Origin of the sequence: Vallitalea guaymasensis (assembly GCF_018141425.1) — a bacterium.
Lineage (GTDB): Bacteria > Bacillota > Clostridia > Lachnospirales > Vallitaleaceae > Vallitalea > Vallitalea guaymasensis.
Genome location: NZ_CP058561.1, coordinates 4,875,062 through 4,894,037, shown reverse-complemented (window position 1 = coordinate 4,894,037; position 18,976 = coordinate 4,875,062). Strand labels below are relative to the sequence as shown.

Here is an 18,976-nt window from a genome sequence, read left to right as displayed (position 1 = left end):
CATATTACTAATAATAAAAGCATCCTTATATGCACTTAGGATGCTTTTTATTCTAAATAAGCTCTTATTCCAGCTTCTATATGACAATCCTACCCTCTTCAAATTGAAATATCTTTCTTATTTCAAATGTAGGTGTAATACTTATAGTGAAAACGGCACTTTTAGCTACTCTTCTAGTACCTTCAGTAACATTCAGTGTAAAAGGTATATTAGCTTTTACCAATATATTAATAATGCTATGTATTTGTCCTAAGGTAATGACTCCCAGTTCATTACAATCTTTAAAGATATAAGCTGATAACAATGATAGGACATCATTAATATTTTCCTCTCTCATTTTTCCACCTACCTAGTAGTACCTTATATCATTATATGTAATACAACTTTTATTGGATACTTGTATATTTTATTTATTATAATTCAAGGTAAGATATTTATTTATCATATTTTATGGTTCTACGAATATATTGTAATCACAAATAAAATATTTAGAGGTGGCATATTTGAGTATTGAAAAAAAGACTATGGAAATGATTGGCTTAATTAAAAACACACCAGAATTCAAGAATGCTAAGAATCTGAAAAATCGAATTCTCCAAGATAGAAATTTGACAGCTATGATAAAGAATTTCCAGAATGAACAGGCTAACTTATATAAAAGAAATCTTCCTCCAAATCAGATGGAAGCTGAAATGAAAAAAATCGTAGATAACTTTGAAAGAATTTCAAGTAGAACAATAATAAAAGATTACGCAGAAGCTATGCAGCAGGTTCAGGGAATTGTATATCAGTCCAATATGACAATATTAGAATCCATTGACAAAGAACTTAATATATAATCTAAAACGTTGAATTATGCTATAATGCATTCTTTTCCCCTTTCATACTCTCAATGGAAATTAAATGATAGATATAAGCATTGTAAACTATAAGGCGCTTGTTATCAGCGCCTTAATCCATATCCATCATGTCGTCATCTTCATCCATATCTTCATCCATATCGTACATCATTCTATTCATACTATCTACCATTGCATTCATACTATACATTGCCATAGCAGCCATATTAGCCATAGCATACATTGCCATCATTTGATGTCTCATCATCATAGGATTCATTACTGCCATTTGATTCATAGGCATCATTTGATCCATTTGTCTCATGGACATCATTGGTTCCATGTCATACATGTCGTCCATATCATACATTTCTTCCATATCATTCATGTCGTCCATATCATACATTTCTTCCATATCATTCATATCGTCCATATTATACATGTCGTCCATATCATTCATACCATTGGGGTATTTGGGTTTTGCTGGTACCATACGATTTTTTTTGTCATCTTTATCCTTAACGCTGTCAAAACTGTAAATATTCTCCATCAGATTACTCCTTATAATTATCTCTAATATTAATATATGTTAATAATTATCATAGTGATAGAATAATTAGTATTATTTATATTCATGATTATTAACTTTTTTGTAATAATTTCATTCAAATTATAGGTTTTAAATAAAAAATATGTTATACTAAACACTAAGGTAAAATTTGGTATTTATTTTAATAATAAACTCACAAATTGGCAAAAACAAAAAATATAATTGAGGTGACAGTTTTGAAAAAAATCAAAGGAAAATTACTCACACTAAGTTTAATAATTAGCTCAATTCTATCAATTGTCGGTATTTGCTTCTCTATTATTTTGATTACAAAATATAATAATGCCGAAAAAATTATTAACACAACCCAACTAACTAGTCTTGGATACATATTTTTAGCTGCTGCTGTTGCTAATCTACTAATCACATTATTTGTTCTTTATAGATTGGCGTTCAAACTTGCACCATCCATTAACACTATCAGCAAAAATGCTCTTTCCATAGCTGATGGAGATCTTAGTTTTTCACTAGACAATAAAGTTTTAAAAACTAAAGATGAAAGCGGTAATTTATTAAGGTCTTTTGCACTCCTTAGAAATAGTCTTGCTGATTATATTAAGAAAATAAAAGAAAATACCGATAGATTATCTGATTCTTCTAATCTTATAAATGATTCTTCCAAATCAATATTGACAGGTATTGAAGAGATGTCAGGAGCTGTAGAACAAATAGCAGAAAGTTCTTCATCTCAGGTTGCTAACGTAGAAAAAGGACAGGAAACCATAAATACACTTGGAAAAATAATTGATGAGGACCTTAATATTATTAATTATCTGTTAGATTCATTCAACGAAATCAATTCAGCCGTTGATGAAGGAGATAGTTCTCTAGATACATTATTACAAAAAAGTTATGAAAGTGCTAACTCTACTAAAAGTGTATATGAAATCGTTAGGGAAACCAATGAAAATGCAGAGAAAATAAGTCAAGTTACAACTCTTATCGCTTCCATAGCAGAACAAACCAACCTACTTGCCTTAAATGCAGCTATTGAAGCTGCCAGAGCAGGTGAACATGGTAAAGGTTTTGCAGTAGTTTCAGATGAGATAAGACAGTTAGCTGAACAATCAGCCACATCAACAGCTCAAATAGATGAAATTGTTAAAACACTGCAAGAAAAGTCAAATACTGCTTATGAAGAAACAAAATTAGTTCGTAAAGCTGTAAAATCCCAAATGGAAATGTTAACAGAAACTAAAAAGAAATTTGATGATATCAATAATTCCATTGAAATGTCACAACAATATGTTACTGGTATAAAATCTAACAGTACAAGCTTGATTAAATATAAAGATGAGGTACTAGAACAAATAGCTATAATATTTGAATTGGCAGAATCCAATGCGGCATCTACCGAAGAAGTGGCTGCTGGTTCTGAAAACCAAGCTACACAAACTCAACAAATAAGCAACGAGATAGATTCAATCTATATGCTTATCAATGAATTATCCTCAATAGTTAATCATTTCAAATTAGGAAACCATGAAAATACCCACCAAAATTAATTTGGTGGGTTATTTTTGTATTAATGAATACCACAGGCTATGCCTGTGGTTCTAAAAAGCTTATAGCTATGAGTAGAAAAAAATAACCTCCAATGCTAAGATAGAAGCAGGTTTGCCGACCGCATCTATAATAGACAAAGGAGGAAGTCCAAATGGACAACAAAAGTTTAGCACATACCAAATGGAATTGCAAATATCATATAGTATTTGCACCAAAATACAGACGTCAAATAATTTATGGAAAGATAAAAAAAGATATTGGGCAGATAATTCGTAAATTATGTGAGTATAAAGGCGTAGAAATAATAGAAGCAAATGCATGTAAAGATCACATACATATGTTAGTAAGTGTACCACCTAAATTAAGTGTATCACAGTTTGTAGGATATCTAAAAGGAAAAAGTTCGCTGATGATATTTGACAGACATGCTAATTTAAAATATAAATATGGGAATAGAAAATTTTGGTGTAAAGGATATTTTGTAGATACAGTAGGAAGGAACAAGAAGGCAATAGAACAGTATATAAGAAATCAATTACAAGAAGATATAGCCTCAGATCAATTAAGTCTGAAGGAATATATTGACCCGTTTACGGGTAAGCCGATAATAAAAGGCTAATGAAAACACCTTTAGGTGTAACTTGAGAATAGATGCAGTTGGCAGACTATTCAATGAGTCTTGAGACTCAGCTAGTAATATACCCTTATAGGGTAAGTGCAAACCACCCGTTTTACGGGTGGTGGTGATTTTATCTGTCAATACATATCTATTTCATTTTTTAATTTATCCATCAGTTCTTTTACAGATATGATATCTTTAATTTCATTTGCTCTACTACCTGAGAACACTAATCCCTCTCTCCCTTGAACAGAGTTTATTAATGCTTCTGAGATACAATATGGTGTTTCTCCTGGATTGCAGGTATGAAGGCACGCAAAACATTTCTTAATAGGTATTTTCCCTTTTTGTGTTTTACAGATAAAATTGTTGTTGATAGCTCTTCCTGGAAGACCTACAGGACTTTTAATAAGACATATATCATCTTTTGTAGAATTGATATAGGCTTCTTTGAAACTATCACATGCATCACATTCTTCAGTAGCAACAAATCTAGTTCCCATTTGAACACCCTGTGCTCCTGCTGATAAGATTTTCCCTATATCATTTCCATCAATAATTCCACCAGCTGCTATAACAGGTATATTTTTATTATATTTTTCTTCATATGGTGATACCATGCCTATAACATTTTTCACTATCTCTTCTAGGCTTTTGCATGTATTTGATATTAAGTCTTTTGCCTTGAAACCTAGATGTCCACCTGCCTTAGCTCCTTCAACTATTATAGCATCTGGTAGACGGTTACATTTTTCCCATTGCTTAAGTATGATTCTAGCTGCTTTGCTGGATGATACAATAGGAATGATTTTGGTAGGGCTTCCCTTTACAATCTTAGGTAATTCCATAGGCAAGCCAGCACCTGATATAATAATATCAATTTTTTCATTGATTGCTGTTTTCACATATTCTTTATAATTAGTCATAGCTACCATTAGATTAACACCAATGATACCTTTCGGACTTAATTTCCTTGCTTTTTTTATCTCTTTCTTCAAAGCTCTCACATTAGCTTCTAATGTATTAGTCAAAAAATCTGGTTCTGCATATCCAATCTGAACACCTGATATAACACCAATACCACCTTCATTAGCTACTGCTGAAGCTAAATTAGCCTTGGATACGCCTATTCCCATACCACCTTGTATAATAGGTAATTTAATATTCAAATCTCCGATTTTCAGCTTTGGTATATTCAATTCAGTCATCCTCCTAAAGTCATATTATTTGACAAACAAATATTTTGATAATCAAAGTATAATTCATTTTAATAATCTTGTCAAGTCAATATGTGATTTTAAAAACTACGTCTTGAATTATTACTACTGCAATCATATAATAATATTGACTATGTAGGCAAAAAAAATACCTATAGATAAAACATTTTTTCATGTTCTTCTCTATAGGTATTACTATATTAGTTCTTCATATGGCGATTTATCGCACTGATTAAAGCTCTTATAGAAGCTAAATTGATATTTGAATCTTTTCCTATACCAAATTTCACTTCATCTTTTTCATTGATAAGCCCTATATAAGCAACTGCTTGAGCATCTGCTCCTCCATTCATACTGTGTTCTTCATATTCAACTAATTTGAATGGTTCTATATCTAATTCTCTTATACCTTTTACAAACGCTGCAATTGGACCATTGCCAATACCTTTGACCTGTTTTGTTTCGCCTCTGAAAGTTACTTCTGCTGAGACGGTTACTTTTACATCTTTTTTCTTAGTATCTTTATCTTCAATTATACTCTCAAATCTATTCAATGATAAGATACTATCTTGTTCAAAATACTCTTTATTGAATATATCGTATATTTCTTGAGGATTTAATTCTTTTCCTGTTCTATCTGTTACACCTTGTATTAACTTACCTACTTCTGGATGCATTTTCTTAGGTAATTTATAACCATATTCAGCTTGAAGAATATACGCGATACCACCTTTTCCAGACTGGCTGTTGATTCTGATGATAGCTTCATACTCTCTGCCTATATCTGAAGGATTAATTGGAAGATAAGGAACTTCCCAGTATTTATTTTCGTTTTGGTTATAAACGTCCAAGCCCTTTTTAATAGCATCTTGATGTGAACCAGAAAAAGCTGTATATACCAATTCTCCTGCATAAGGATGGCGTTCATGAACTTTTAGTAATGTACACTCTTCGTAGACGGTAATTATATGGTTGATATTATCAATATTCAATTCTGGATCAATTCCTTGTGAATATAGATTCATGGCAACTGTCAACATATCTAAGTTACCTGTTCTTTCACCATTACCGAATAAAGTACCTTCAACCCTGTCAGCTCCAGCTAACATTGCAAGTTCAGTAGCAGCAACACCTGTTCCTCTATCATTATGAGTATGGACACTGATGATGACGCTTTCTCTACAGCTAATATTTCTGCAGAACCATTCAATCTGGTCAGCATAGACATTAGGCATTGACATTTCAACTGTTGCAGGTAAATTAATGATTATCTTATTTTCTTCTGTTGGCTCCCAAGCTTCTATAACAGCTTCACATATTTCTAATGCGTAATCAAGTTCTGTTCCAGTAAAACTTTCTGGTGAATATTCTAGAATAATTTCTTTAACATTACTTTTCTTAGCACATTCTTTTATTAATTTGACTCCATTTACCGCTATATCAATAATAGCTTCTTTATCTTTTTTGAATACTACTTCTCGTTGTAATGTTGATGTAGAATTATATACATGGACAATAGCTCTCTTACAACCATCTATAGCTTCAAAAGTCTTTTTGATAAGTTCTTCTCTCGCTTGTGTAAGAACTTGAATTGTCATATCATCATCTAGCATATTTTCTTCAATCAATTTACGTGTAAAATCAAATTCAGCTTTTGAAGCTGAAGGAAAACCAACTTCAATCTCTTTGAAGCCCATTTCTTTTAATAGATAGAACATCTTTGTTTTCTTCTCAACATTCATGGGTATAGGAAGCGACTGATTACCGTCTCTTAAGTCAACACTACACCAAATAGGTGCTTTTTTTATTGTATTTGAAGGCCACCTACGATCATCTAATTTTACAGGTTCATATTTTTTATAATTTTTAAAACTCATTCCAATTCCTCCTCTAAATGATTATTATTGTCAAATTAACTAAACTTACTCAACGTTTTTACCTATAAGACAAGAAAAAAGGCTACTCCTTAATTAGCAGATCTTTTCTATAAAAATAAAAAAGGACCTGCAGCTCTTGATTCAAGAGACGAAGGTCCGTGGTACCACTCTTATTTATTTCTTAGTAGAAATACACTCAGATGGATATAGTAAATGATAATTAACAAAAATGTTTGTAAATAACAGCCTAATATGAATAGACCTGTAAAAAATGTTGTATATAAATTAAAAAACCTTTCGTCAAAAGAGACGAAAGGTATAATTTATCGCAAACCACTCTTTACAAAAACAAATTTGTAATCCTATAGATACAGGTAACATTTACCGATATCCTGCCAATCTAACGGTTGGGTTCCGTCTCCTCCTACTAAACTTTCAGCGAGCAACTCCAAGGCGAGTTCAATATTTATCAAATGCTATTTCACACCAACCAATAGCTCTCTGTAATAATCCAAATATCTACTATTCCTTTTCACAGTCTTTTTACATATCAATTTTTTAATATATTATCATCAATTTATCCATTTGTCAATATTAAAAATGTATTTTTTTAAATTTATTAGTATTTTTATACAGTGTCATATAAAAACTATCTATTCAATTCTTTTTTTAATTTGTCTATTCCTGCTTCAATTCTTCTTATAGATTCTTCTTTTCCTAATATATCTGCTAAGTCAAAAGCACCACCTGGTGTCATAGCTTTTCCTGATAAAGCAGTTCTCAAAGGCCATAACATCTGACCATTCTTGATCCCTAATTCCTTAACAAAAGCCATTACAGCTTCGTGTAAGCTATCTACATCAAATTGTTCCTGCTCTTTTAACATTGGAAGAATCTTTTCCAAATTCTCTAATGAGTTTTCTGGATTAGTCTTCATTCTTTTATGATTATACAGATCAATATTATAATCTGGTAATTCTTCAAAGAAATCAAGATGAGCAGGTATATCCGTTAATACTTCCACTCTTGATTTAATCAAAGGACTGATCTTTCTAAGATCGATGTAGTCTTTTGTAATAACTTCCTTCATAAAAGGTAAAGCCAACTCATGGAATCTATCGTCTGACATTTTTTTGATATATTCCCCATTCATCCATTTGAACTTTGTCATGTCAAATACAGCTGGAGATTTATTAATATGTCTATAATCAAATTCCTTTATAAGTTCTTCTTTTGTAAATATCTCTTCATTAGATCTTGGACTCCATCCAAGGAGTGCAACAAAATTAACTATAGCTTCAGCAAGGAAACCTTGTTCTATAAGGTCTTCATATGATGAATGTCCACTTCTTTTGCTTAGTTTTTGATGTTCTTCATTAGTAATAAGAGGACAATGTACATAAGTAGGCACTTCCCAACCAAATGCTTCGTATAATCTATTATACTTTGGTGAAGAGGATAAATATTCGTTACCTCTTACAACATGTGTTATTCCCATTAAATGGTCGTCAATAACATTAGCAAAATTATATGTTGGATAACCATCTGACTTTATTAGAATCATATCATCCAACTCTGAATTATCTACAGTTATAGTTCCATATATATCGTCGATGAATGATGTACTTCCAGTAGCAGGGTTATTCTGTCTAATAATATATGGTACATTATCAGCAAGTTTCTTTTCTATTTCTTCTTTTGATAGACTTAAACAATGTTTGTCGTATCTGTAAGTTTCTTTTGCTTCTTCTGCCTTGTTACGTAAATCTTCTAATCTTTCCTTATCGCAGAAACAATAGTATGCTTCACCTTTATCTATTAATTCTTTTGCATATTTTAGATATATTCCTTGTGCTTGTCTCTCACTTTGAACATATGGTCCCACACCACCATCTTTGTCAGGTCCTTCATCATGTATTAATCCAGTATTTTTTAGAGTATTATAAATAATCTCTATAGCACCCTCTACATATCGCTCTCTATCTGTATCTTCTATACGAAGTAAAAAATCTCCATCTTCATGCTTAGCTATTAGATAAGCATATAGAGCTGTTCTAAGATTACCAACATGCATTCTACCTGTTGGACTAGGTGCAAACCTAGTTCTGATTTTAACTTTTTCCATGTTACTGCCTCCATTATTTATTGATTTGTTCTATCAATATTTATATCAATTCATTTAGCTATAATATTATATTAAGTTTTTATATAAGTCAACTAGATATATCCAATTTTATCATATTATATAATATTTCTTGTCAAACTGAATCTCTAACCATATTAAACCTATTAATGTTGATATTAAGGCATAATATATATTGTTCACCTTTTGAATCCACTATGTACTTGGAAACTCCTAGACATATGTTATTGGTCAGTAATGAATGAAATGGTTTTGTTATCCACACATCCAATATTGTATTAACTAATCTTTCATAAATCTCTTTTTTAGAGAAATCCATATGTTTTTTGGATATATTAAATATTGAAGAATTTCTTGTTCTAAAATTATCCTTATTAATATAGGCATCACTAACCTGAATACCTTTCATATCCAGTATCCAACAATTCTCAACATAAGAATATTCATCAAATATTTGTTTGAAATTATTTTCCTCATGACCTATATGAACACCGTCAATTTGTTCTTTTATGTTATTCATGAAATTTATAATCTTAGTCATAGTACTTCTATCACTATCAACTTTATTTTTGAAATAATATTCTTCCATATTATCTTTTCGTTTAAAATTATGTATTATATCATCAATCTCACTAGAAGATAATTTACTGGGTCTAGCTATATAATAGCCTTGAACAAACTGTGCTCCACATTCAATAAAAAAATTCAGGTCTTTGTCACTTTCTATCCCCTTTGCAACTACAACCATTCCCATCTCATGTGCTATGGAAGATATAAATTTCAATAAATATTTCCTGTACTGTTCGCTTTCCAGATTACTAAGTAAAAAAGTATTGATTTTAATAATATCTGGATTAATCAATAATATCTTATCTAGATTATAATAATCTTTACCCATATCATCTATACTCATATAAAAGCCTTTTGCTCTATATTTTTCAATAAAGATCTCTACCTCTTTTACTGAGTATAAATCAAAATCACATAAATCTATTGCAATGTTCTCGTATGGAATATTATATTCATCTGCACACTCTATCAAATAATCATAGGTAATTGAATAAGATATGAAGCTATCCTCAATATTTATAAATAATAGAGTACTTTTATTTTTATTATATATATGTGTAAATTCTTGTATTGCTTTTTTTACACATAATTTATCTAATTCAACAGCGAGTCCGCACATCCTAGCTTGTCGAAATAATTCATTAGGATTAACGCTTGTATTAGTATTAGGATCAACTCCTCTTGCCAAAGCTTCAATACCTACAGCAAAATCCTCATGAGGTGATAAAATGACTTGCATTAATATATCAATACTTTCCTGTTCTATGATATCTGTAATACTAATGTTATTCATTATAATTGCCCCTAAATTATATTTTGTCAATATAGGAAAATTCTTTCTTTCCCATTCCATTAAACTATTAAGTCACTCATTTGTAACTATCTAACTAAAAATTGTTTATCCATAATAGCAATATACTAAATTTAACTAGGTTAATTATATCAATTAACTTTCATATTGTAAATAAATTGTTGCTCTTGCCTTTTATTATTATTCTTCTATTTTATTTGTTGAAGTATGGAACTAAAGCTTTCAACATTTTTATTATCCAGTAAAGGTTCAAAAATATCCCCTACTTTTTTTATCCTATCCAAGGCATTGAATATAGTAAAATCTTGTGGCTTGATACCTGCTTCTACTTCTTCCCACTTCACTGGCATTGAAACAGAAGCATACTTGGTAGCTCTTGGGGAATAAGGTGTAATGATACTCTTCCCTTCCCACATCTGTAGATAATCGAAATATAATTTTTTCCCTCTTTTTTCTTTTAGTCTTTCTATAGTTATTAGCTCTGGATATTTATTAGCAAAATACTCAGCGAAGAATTTACTGATTTTCCTAGCCTCGTTGTAATCATACTTTTCCCCAATAGGTATATATATCTGTAATCCAGTTGCACCGGAAGTTTTTACATAACTGGTAATATTAAGCTTATTTAGAGTATCGTATACATTCAAAGCCACTTCAATGACCTGTTCAAAGACTTGTCCTTCTGATGGATCAAGGTCAAATACTAGATTAGTAGGCGAAAAAGGTTTTTGTATTCTGTTGAAGGTGGTATGAAATTCAAGTGAAGCTAGATTACCAAGCCATACAAGAGTAGCTTGCTTATTAAGATTGATATACTCACTTCCATCTTTCCATCTAGCTGAGTCAACAAATTCTGGAGCATAACTTGGAACTTTTTTCTGATAGAAGAATTTTTTATCATAACCGTCTGGATACCTGATAGTAGTCAAGAATCTATCTTTTGCATGTTTTATAATATATGGTGTTATATATATTAAGTATTTTAGATAGTCCACTTTTGTTATACCAAGCTCTGACCATAATAATTTATCCGGATTTGATATTTTTATTTTATTATTGTCTACCATAATAATTTTATCCACGATAGGTATACTCCTCTCCAATAGCTTCTGTAGCTTTTTTTGAACTGAACCCTATTATCTTTGGATGTCTTAAAGAATTGGTATTTGTCCATTCCAAAAAACTGACCCAACAGGTTAAAATAGGTTTTATCCATATGACATTTCTATCTTTATCTATATTAGTGAATGTACTTTCTTCCATACTGATTACGCTCATATATTCTTTCAACAAGTTATAATCAGATTCCTTGAGTCCTATGCTAGCATTACCAATATAAATAAGATTTCCTTCACTGTATATTCCCAATAGTAGAGACTTTATCTTACCATTACCTAACTGTATCCCCCCAATAGCTGTCAACATCTTTTTGAATATTTTAGTTTTGTACCACATATCATGTTTTTTACCAGCTATATATTTACTATTTATATTTTTGGATACTATACCTTCATAGTTTTTTTCTTCCATCAATTCATATAATTTTCTACCATCATCAAATGAATCTGTTATTGTTATTATACCGCTTTTATTTAATGTTTTATGAAGAATTTCTATTCTGTCTTCTAGGGGATGACTTCTCAAGTCTTTACCGTCCAATAATAATATATCAAAGGCAATATATTTTATTGGATATTTATTTGCATAATATTTTATCTTAGACTGATTTCTTACTCTTTCTCTATTAAGTATATAATTAAAAGTTGGGCGTAAGTTATCATCAAGAACTATAATTTCACCGTCAATAATACCACTTCTACCATTAAAAAGATGATTAATCTCATTTAATTCAGGGTAATAATCTGTTCTTTCATTACCATTCTTAGTGAAAACCTTATGAGTATCATTATCTATATACGTAATTCCTCTAATACCATCCCATTTTATTTGATGTATGAAGTCCTTATCCTCAATAATTTCTGTAGATAAGATAGGTTCCATGGGTTTTATTAATTCCATAATCAAAAACCTCTCTAACTAACTTGTTTGTTTTTTTGATGCAGTTTTCTTCTTCTTTGTTGTAGGTGGTTTTACTTTCCCAGTCTTAGTCTCTTTCAAACTGGCTTGTAATGCTTCCATTAGATCTATTACATTTCTTTCTGGAGCTTCTTTCGTTACTTTTATTTCTTTGCCGGATATCTTCTTGTTAATTAATTCAATCATAGCTTCTCTATAATCATCTTTGTATTTACTTGGTTCAAATTCAGCTGTTAGATTATCAATTAATTGATTAGCTATATTAAGTTCTTTTTCATCCACTTGCTCATCTTCTGGTAAACCTGGTACCTGACTAATGGGACGTACTTCATCTGGATAGAATATGGTTTCCATTACAAGTACGTTCTTGTATACTCTAAGAGCCGCTAGAGATTGTTTGTTCCTGATAGTTATAGTTGCTATAGCTATCTTACCTGTTTCTTCCATAGCTTTTCTAAGGAGCTTATATGCCTTCCCAACTATATCTTGTGGGGCAAGGTAATATGTTTTATTGAAATATATTGGATCTATCTCAGAAAGATTTACAAAATCAACTATTTCAATAGATTTACTGTTGATTTCATTTTTAACAGAATTCAAATCTTCATCACTTATAATTACATAATGACCCGGTTCATATTCAAACCCTTTTACTATGTCTTCTTCTGCAACCTCTTTGTTGCATGTGGGACATATTTTCTTGTATTTTATAGGAGTATTGCACTCCTTATGAATATATCGAAATCTAACATCTTTATTTTCAGTAGCTGCGAACATTTTTATTGGTATATTGACTAAGCCAAAACTAATTGACCCTTTCCACATAGTATGCATTAACTCATCTTCCTTTCAAAGAATTTTATTCAAATTATAATAATTCCTAATAAGTTGATAACAATATTTATTATTAAAAATGATGCTGTAATTCCTATTGTTGATTATCTTATTATTTGTAAAAGGTAATGTAATAATTCATATAATCTCAATCATATTATTTAATAATAGGTAATTAACTTCTATTGTTAAGAAAGGGGAATTATATGATTTTTAATGAAATATACGTATACGATGAAAAAGGTAAAATCCTAATGCTGACTAATGAAAAACAACTTGATTATTATCTGAAATTAGGCTTTAAGAGAATCACCGAAGAAGAAGCAAAAGCTCTACCTGATTATGACAAAATAAAAGAGATTCTAGATTTATAATAAAAATCATGACTATTACCAATTTAGATGGTATACTACAATTAGAAAAATCATTAAAAATACATATAAGGAGTTGAAGGTAATGACACCTAGAAAAAAATATTATGAAAACACAAGTAAGAATCTTATAAAACAATTTCAGAAAAGAAGAATTGAAGCTTATTATTGTGAAAACAAAGAATTGGCAAAAGATAAAATCCTTGAGTTATTAAAAGATGGATCTACAGTTTCATGGGGTGGTTCAATGACCTTACAAGAAATTGACTTATTTGATTCTCTAAAAAATGGTAATTATAATCTATTGGACAGAAGTACTGCCAAGAATAATGAAGAGGCAGCGGAAATTTATCATCAGGCTCTTTCTGCTGATTATTATCTTATGAGTTCCAATGCTATCACACTTGATGGAAAACTAGTTAATATTGATGGTAATGGTAATAGACTTGCTGCTCTAATATATGGTCCTGATAATGTAATCGTCGTTGCTGGAATGAATAAGGTTGTTTTAGATGAAGAGTCTGCATTGAAAAGAGTTAGAAATGAAGCTTCACCTATTAATACAGTTAGATTAAATAAGAATACACCATGTTCAATCACAGGTAAATGCAGTGATTGCCTTAGTGATGATTGTATTTGTTGTCAAACAGTCATAACAAGAATGTCACGAGTACCTAATAGAATAAAGGTCATTCTTATTGGAGAAGAATTAGGATATTAATGTATATTTATTCAATTTTTATAATTTATGGCTGTCTTTCTAGATATTGACATAGATATATATGTATGATAATATCATTCTGTAAATATATACATAGTTATTCTAGGCATTATAAGAAAGGTGGTTATTATTGTGAAACAATCAAGAAAGTTATTTACTATTTTGTGTATGTCACTTGTTCTTTGTTTAGTATCAATCAATTACAATTTTCAAGTAGCATATGCGAATCCTGCACCAATCAAGCAGCAACAACCTGAACAACCTAGCATATGGGCATTAGAAGATGTTCAGATGTTAAGTATCTATGATATTATTGATATATCTATGTTTGGGCAATATCAATCAAATGTAACTTATAGAGAATTATATACTGTAGGTGTTAAGTTATATGAAAAATTAACTGGCGAAACAGTATCTGATGAAGATATAACAATTGATGATATAGCTTTACAAAAAGCTGCTTACAAATTATTTAACGTATTTTTATTAGATGATAATATGAATGTAGTCGTTACAAGAAAAGATGTTGTAAACGTTCTATATAAAGTTATCAAAAAAGCTGAACCAACTTTCGACTATGAACTGGATTATTCACTTTCTTTTGATGATATTTCATCAGCAGATGGTAATCTTAATGGTGTGGGATATTTGGTTTCTAATAACCTTCTAAATGGTATCGGTAATAATAAGCTGGGACTTGAAAACAATTGTACTAAGGAACAACTTTTCGCTTTAACAAGAAGAGCTTATTATTATGCTATTCAAAAATCTGATAGAGCTGCAAAAGGTGCTTTTTGGAAAGTTAGCGGTGGAAAAAATACAGTTTATCTTCTAGGTTCAATACATATAGCAGATTCACGTATTTATCCAATGAATGATGACATATTAGAAGCTTTTGATTCATCTGATGCTTTAGCTGTTGAGGTTAATTTATTAGACAGTCAAGAAGGAATTGCTTATATGCAGCAAAAAATGGTATATTCTGATGGAACTACTATAGACCAACATGTTTCAAAAGAAACATATGAAGCTTATGAAGAAGCAATGAAGAGTTTTGGTGTTCTTACAAAAGAACAATATGATATATTAAAACCTTGGAGTGCGGCTTTTACCATTCAAAATATGCAAACTGCTGAACAATCAATTCACGCAGGACTTGGTGTAGATGTTTATTTTATGTCCAAGGCATTATTCAGAAAACCAATTATTGAAATTGAAGGTTATAAATTCCAAACTGATCTATTTGAATCCTTTGACCCAGAGTTCCAAGAGCAATTTTTACAGAGTGTATTAACTAAGCCTGAAGAAAAAGCAGATAATGATGAAACTGATCCTGCTGTTGATTCAATGGATAATAATGTTGAAGTGATTGCTGGAATGTTAGAATCTTGGAGAAAAGGAAATGTTGAAGAATTAGAAGAAGTAGTGGCGTATGATGAAAATGCTACTGATGAATTTACTAAGAAATTCTGGATAGATAGAAATGATCATATGTATGAGAGTGTATTAAGTTATCTTAATGATGATAGTGGAAAAACTTATTTTGTAATAGTTGGAGCTGGTCATATGGTAACTAATGCAGGGATAGTTAATAAGTTAGAGGACGAAGGTTATAGTGTTGAACAGATAAAATAAACTAACGTATGGCTATATTAGTGGTATATGATTCGTTTTACTTGCCTTACTCCAAAGGAACGGTCTGCGTAAAACGAATCATATACCACTTTTTTTATGCCCGTTATTTTTTAATATCATGAGTGTATGGTCAACTATTTTTCATAAGTAATTTGTTTATGAAAGCTGATATGTATTTCATTATAGAAAAAGCTCAGTGGGGTTAGCACTGAGCTTTAGGTATATTATATATTATTTATTTTTAGTATAGTGGATATTTTTTTACTAGGTCTTTTACTAGGTTCTGTGCTTTTTCTTTGTTGTTTTCGAAATCGCTTAGTGCTAGATATATGATTTCGGCGATGGTATCCATATCTTCTTCTTTCATTCCTCTTGTTGTAACAGCAGGTGTTCCAAGTCTTATTCCGCTAGTTACAAATGGACTCTTAGGGTCAAATGGTACTGTGTTTTTGTTGCATGTTACTGATACTTCGTCTAGTAATTTTTCTGCAACTTTACCAGTTAAGTCCATATTTTGAAGGTCAACTAATAGTAGATGATTATCTGTTCCCCCTGATACAAGATTAAATCCTCTTTTAGTTAGACCTTCAGCTAAAGCTTTAGCATTGTTGATTGTTTGTTGCTGATATTTTTTAAAGTCTTCTGATAAAGCTTCTTTGAAGCTGACTGCTTTTGCAGCTATAACGTGCATCAAAGGTCCACCTTGGATACCTGGGAATATAGCTTTATCAATTATCTTGGCATATTTTTCTGGACATAAGATAAGTCCGCCTCTAGGTCCTCTTAATGTTTTATGAGTTGTAGATGTTACAAAGTCAGCGTATGGTACTGGATTTGGATGAAGTCCCGCAGCAACTAAACCTGCAATATGTGCCATATCTACCATTAGATAAGCTCCAACTTCATCAGCTACTTCTCTGAATTTCTTGAAATCTATTGTTCTAGCATAAGCACTTGCTCCTGCTACAATAAGCTTTGGTTTGCTTTCTTTTGCGATTTTCATTAGTTCATCGTAATCAATGTAACCTTCTTCGTTTACACCATATGGTACGATTTTATATTGTTTACCTGAAATATTAACAGGGCTTCCGTGTGTTAAGTGTCCCCCATGTGATAAATTCATACCCATAATAGTATCACCAGGATTAAGTACTGCAAAATAAACTGCTAAGTTAGCGTTAGCGCCAGAATGAGGTTGAACATTAGCATGTTCTGCACCAAATAATTCTTTTACTCTGTCTCTAGCTAGATCTTCCGCTATATCTACGCATTCACAACCGCCATAATATCTTTTACCTGGGTAACCTTCTGCATATTTATTAGTTAACTGGCTTCCCATTGCTGCTAATACTGCTTTTGATACAAAATTCTCTGATGCTATAAGTTCAATATTATCCCTTTGTCTGTTTATTTCCTTATCCAGTGCACTAGCTAATTCTGGATCAACGCTTTTAACTTCATCAAATGTATACATCTACATACCTCCATTTTTACTTAGTAAATCAATGAAATCATTATAGCATAAGTTAATCTATATTGGAATACGCATTTGATATATTTGATTTATTTCCTTTTTTTATGAATTTATGAAATACCTAACTTAACATTCATTAATAATAATCAGAAAATATCTAAATATTGAAAACACCTAACCCTGATAAGAATATTAGGAAAATAAGTACAGGTATTATATATTTCAATAAAAAGATCCATAAGTTAGCTAATCTAAACTTGACTGTACCTTCATTGGTAGCTTCATTCAATGCTTTTTTCTTACCTAATATCCAACCAAGAAACAAGCAGACCATCAATCCTCCAAATGGTTGTAGTATATTGGAAGTCAGAAAACCATATAGGTCGAATATGCTTTTACCACCAATCATTACATGGCTTAAGCTGCCTTTTGATAATGATGAAAATATACACATTACAAATACAATTATACTAGTAATAATAACTGCTTTTCTTCTGGTCCATTTTCGTTGTTCTATTAAGTAAGCAACTGGTATCTCCAATAGGGATATAGATGAAGTAATAGCAGCTATAGTCAATAATATAAAGAATAGTGTTGAAAATATAGTTCCCAGGTTAGTTCCCATTGTAGTGAATACTGCTGGAATAGTAACAAATGCAAGACTTGGTCCTTCCTCAGGTGTAAAACCGAATGCAAATACTGCTGGAAGAATAACAAATCCAGCCATAATGGCTACTAATGTGTCTAGCAATGGTACTATCATTGCATTCTTAACTAAGTTTTCACTTTTATTTAAGTAGCTTCCGTAAGTAACCATACATGTCATACCTAGACTCAAAGAAAAAAATGCTTGACCAGCTGCGTTGAGGACTACTTTTGGTGTTATCTCACTAAAGTTAGGTTTAATAAAAAATTTAACACCCTCCATAGCTCCTTCAAGTGATAAACTCTTGAAAGTCAGTATTATCATAATTACAAATAATGCAGGCATAAGGATTTTACTAGCCTTTTCAATTCCTTTATTTATACCTGATGAAACTATGAAAATATTAAGAATTATATATATGCCACCCCAAAAAATTGGTTGAAAGTCATTAACTACCAACTCATTAAATGAACTAGATAAAAAGTTTGGGTCTGTTGTACTTATTGTTCCTGTGATAGCCTTAAAAATATATGCTAATGACCATCCACCAACAATCATATAAAAACCCATAATCAAAAATGCGACTATAACACCGATGAATCCTATAAAACCAAATCTTTTATCAATATTTTTAAAGGCTCCAACTGCATTACTTTGAGAGTATCTTCCAATAGTAAATTCTGCAAGCATTAATGTGAACCCTATTATTGCTACAGTTATTAAATAAATAAGTACAAAAGCTCCTCCACCATTTTCTCCAGCTAGATATGGAAATCTCCATATATTTCCTAAACCAACAGCTGATCCTCCAGCAGCCAGTATAAAACCTATTTTACTTCCCCATTGACTTCTCTGAACATTATTATCCTTCAATGTATACACTTTCCTCTCTGCAATTATAAAGTTACGTCTTTTGAATTTTACATAACAAACAAAAGCAAGTCAATTAGTTATATTTACCTATGTAATTAGTGCTTTTTTACTATTTGTAAATATTGTAATTAATATAGTAATATAAAAAAGATACATATAAACGCTTATTCTAAGATAAAATAAGTATATCCTA

At 30.8% G+C, this 18,976-nt stretch carries 17 protein-coding genes and 1 other annotated feature; of the genes, 6 read left to right on the top strand and 11 right to left on the bottom strand.

Annotation, left to right across the window (positions count from 1 at the left end):
- Positions 1-76: 76 nt before the first annotated feature.
- Positions 77-337 (bottom strand): hypothetical protein, encoded by a 261-nt coding sequence (locus HYG85_RS21080; protein WP_212691326.1) that lies wholly within the window; start codon positions 335-337, stop codon positions 77-79.
- Positions 338-503: 166 nt separating this feature from the next.
- Here HYG85_RS21080 and HYG85_RS21075 point away from each other — a divergent pair, with 166 nt between their 5' ends.
- Entirely contained in the window at positions 504-839 is a 336-nt protein-coding gene (locus HYG85_RS21075; RefSeq protein WP_113675426.1) for a YlbF family regulator, read from the top strand.
- Positions 840-951: 112 nt separating this feature from the next.
- On the opposite strand, the gene HYG85_RS21070 is transcribed toward HYG85_RS21075, so the two are convergent.
- Positions 952-1,389, bottom strand: coding sequence for a hypothetical protein (locus HYG85_RS21070; RefSeq protein ID WP_212691325.1), 438 nt, complete (start codon positions 1,387-1,389; stop codon positions 952-954).
- A 236-nt stretch (positions 1,390-1,625) separates the two neighbouring features.
- Between HYG85_RS21070 and HYG85_RS21065 the strand changes: the two genes are divergently transcribed.
- Both HYG85_RS21065 and tnpA read left to right on the top strand, forming a co-directional pair.
- The gene (locus tag HYG85_RS21065; protein ID WP_212691324.1) at positions 1,626-2,954 is read left to right on the top strand and encodes a methyl-accepting chemotaxis protein; all 1,329 of its coding nucleotides are present in this window, start codon (positions 1,626-1,628) and stop codon (positions 2,952-2,954) included.
- 152 nt (positions 2,955-3,106) lie between these two features.
- The gene (gene tnpA / locus HYG85_RS21060; protein WP_212691167.1) at positions 3,107-3,574 is read left to right on the top strand and encodes an IS200/IS605 family transposase; all 468 of its coding nucleotides are present in this window, start codon (positions 3,107-3,109) and stop codon (positions 3,572-3,574) included.
- Positions 3,575-3,711: 137 nt separating this feature from the next.
- On the opposite strand, the gene HYG85_RS21055 is transcribed toward tnpA, so the two are convergent.
- The 7 genes from HYG85_RS21055 to ku all read right to left on the bottom strand — a co-directional run bounded on the left by HYG85_RS21055 (position 3,712) and on the right by ku (position 13,063).
- Entirely contained in the window at positions 3,712-4,773 is a 1,062-nt protein-coding gene (locus HYG85_RS21055) for an NAD(P)H-dependent flavin oxidoreductase (protein WP_212691323.1), read from the bottom strand.
- Positions 4,774-4,991: 218 nt separating this feature from the next.
- Positions 4,992-6,668: a 2-isopropylmalate synthase gene (gene leuA / locus HYG85_RS21050; RefSeq protein WP_212691322.1), complete on the bottom strand. Its 1,677-nt coding sequence runs from the start codon at positions 6,666-6,668 to the stop codon at positions 4,992-4,994.
- Between the two features lie 302 nt (positions 6,669-6,970).
- Positions 6,971-7,213: a binding site (T-box leader), on the bottom strand.
- 104 nt (positions 7,214-7,317) lie between these two features.
- Positions 7,318-8,793 carry a glutamate--tRNA ligase gene (gltX, locus tag HYG85_RS21045; protein WP_212691321.1) on the bottom strand — a complete coding sequence of 492 codons (1,476 nt, stop codon included), beginning with the start codon at positions 8,791-8,793 and terminating at the stop codon, positions 7,318-7,320.
- 133 nt (positions 8,794-8,926) lie between these two features.
- Entirely contained in the window at positions 8,927-10,174 is a 1,248-nt protein-coding gene (locus tag HYG85_RS21040) for an EAL domain-containing protein (RefSeq protein WP_212691320.1), read from the bottom strand.
- A gap of 206 nt (positions 10,175-10,380) precedes the next feature.
- Positions 10,381-11,274: a non-homologous end-joining DNA ligase gene (gene ligD / locus HYG85_RS21035; RefSeq protein ID WP_244971238.1), complete on the bottom strand. Its 894-nt coding sequence runs from the start codon at positions 11,272-11,274 to the stop codon at positions 10,381-10,383.
- A complete protein-coding gene (locus HYG85_RS21030) occupies positions 11,267-12,211 on the bottom strand; it encodes an ATP-dependent DNA ligase (RefSeq protein ID WP_212691319.1) in 945 nt (314 codons plus the stop codon). Before HYG85_RS21030 ends, ligD begins: the two co-directional genes overlap by 8 nt.
- Positions 12,212-12,229: 18 nt before the next feature.
- Positions 12,230-13,063 carry a non-homologous end joining protein Ku gene (gene ku / locus HYG85_RS21025; protein ID WP_212691318.1) on the bottom strand — a complete coding sequence of 278 codons (834 nt, stop codon included), beginning with the start codon at positions 13,061-13,063 and terminating at the stop codon, positions 12,230-12,232.
- Positions 13,064-13,269: 206 nt separating this feature from the next.
- Here ku and HYG85_RS21020 point away from each other — a divergent pair, with 206 nt between their 5' ends.
- The 3 genes from HYG85_RS21020 (at position 13,270) to HYG85_RS21010 (ending at position 15,790) form a co-directional block, all read left to right on the top strand.
- On the top strand, positions 13,270-13,437 hold the full coding sequence (locus tag HYG85_RS21020) for a hypothetical protein (protein ID WP_212691317.1): 168 nt from the start codon (positions 13,270-13,272) through the stop codon (positions 13,435-13,437).
- Between the two features lie 82 nt (positions 13,438-13,519).
- Complete coding sequence (locus HYG85_RS21015; RefSeq protein WP_212691316.1) at positions 13,520-14,155, top strand: lactate utilization protein; 636 nt, start codon at positions 13,520-13,522, stop codon at positions 14,153-14,155.
- 132 nt (positions 14,156-14,287) lie between these two features.
- Positions 14,288-15,790: a TraB/GumN family protein gene (locus HYG85_RS21010; RefSeq protein ID WP_212691315.1), complete on the top strand. Its 1,503-nt coding sequence runs from the start codon at positions 14,288-14,290 to the stop codon at positions 15,788-15,790.
- 241 nt (positions 15,791-16,031) lie between these two features.
- Here HYG85_RS21010 and HYG85_RS21005 read toward each other — a convergent pair whose 3' ends face one another.
- Both HYG85_RS21005 and HYG85_RS21000 read right to left on the bottom strand, forming a co-directional pair.
- The gene (locus HYG85_RS21005; protein WP_212691314.1) at positions 16,032-17,264 is read right to left on the bottom strand and encodes a serine hydroxymethyltransferase; all 1,233 of its coding nucleotides are present in this window, start codon (positions 17,262-17,264) and stop codon (positions 16,032-16,034) included.
- Positions 17,265-17,421: 157 nt separating this feature from the next.
- Positions 17,422-18,783: a sodium-dependent transporter gene (locus HYG85_RS21000; RefSeq protein WP_330619169.1), complete on the bottom strand. Its 1,362-nt coding sequence runs from the start codon at positions 18,781-18,783 to the stop codon at positions 17,422-17,424.
- Positions 18,784-18,976 lie beyond the last annotated feature (193 nt).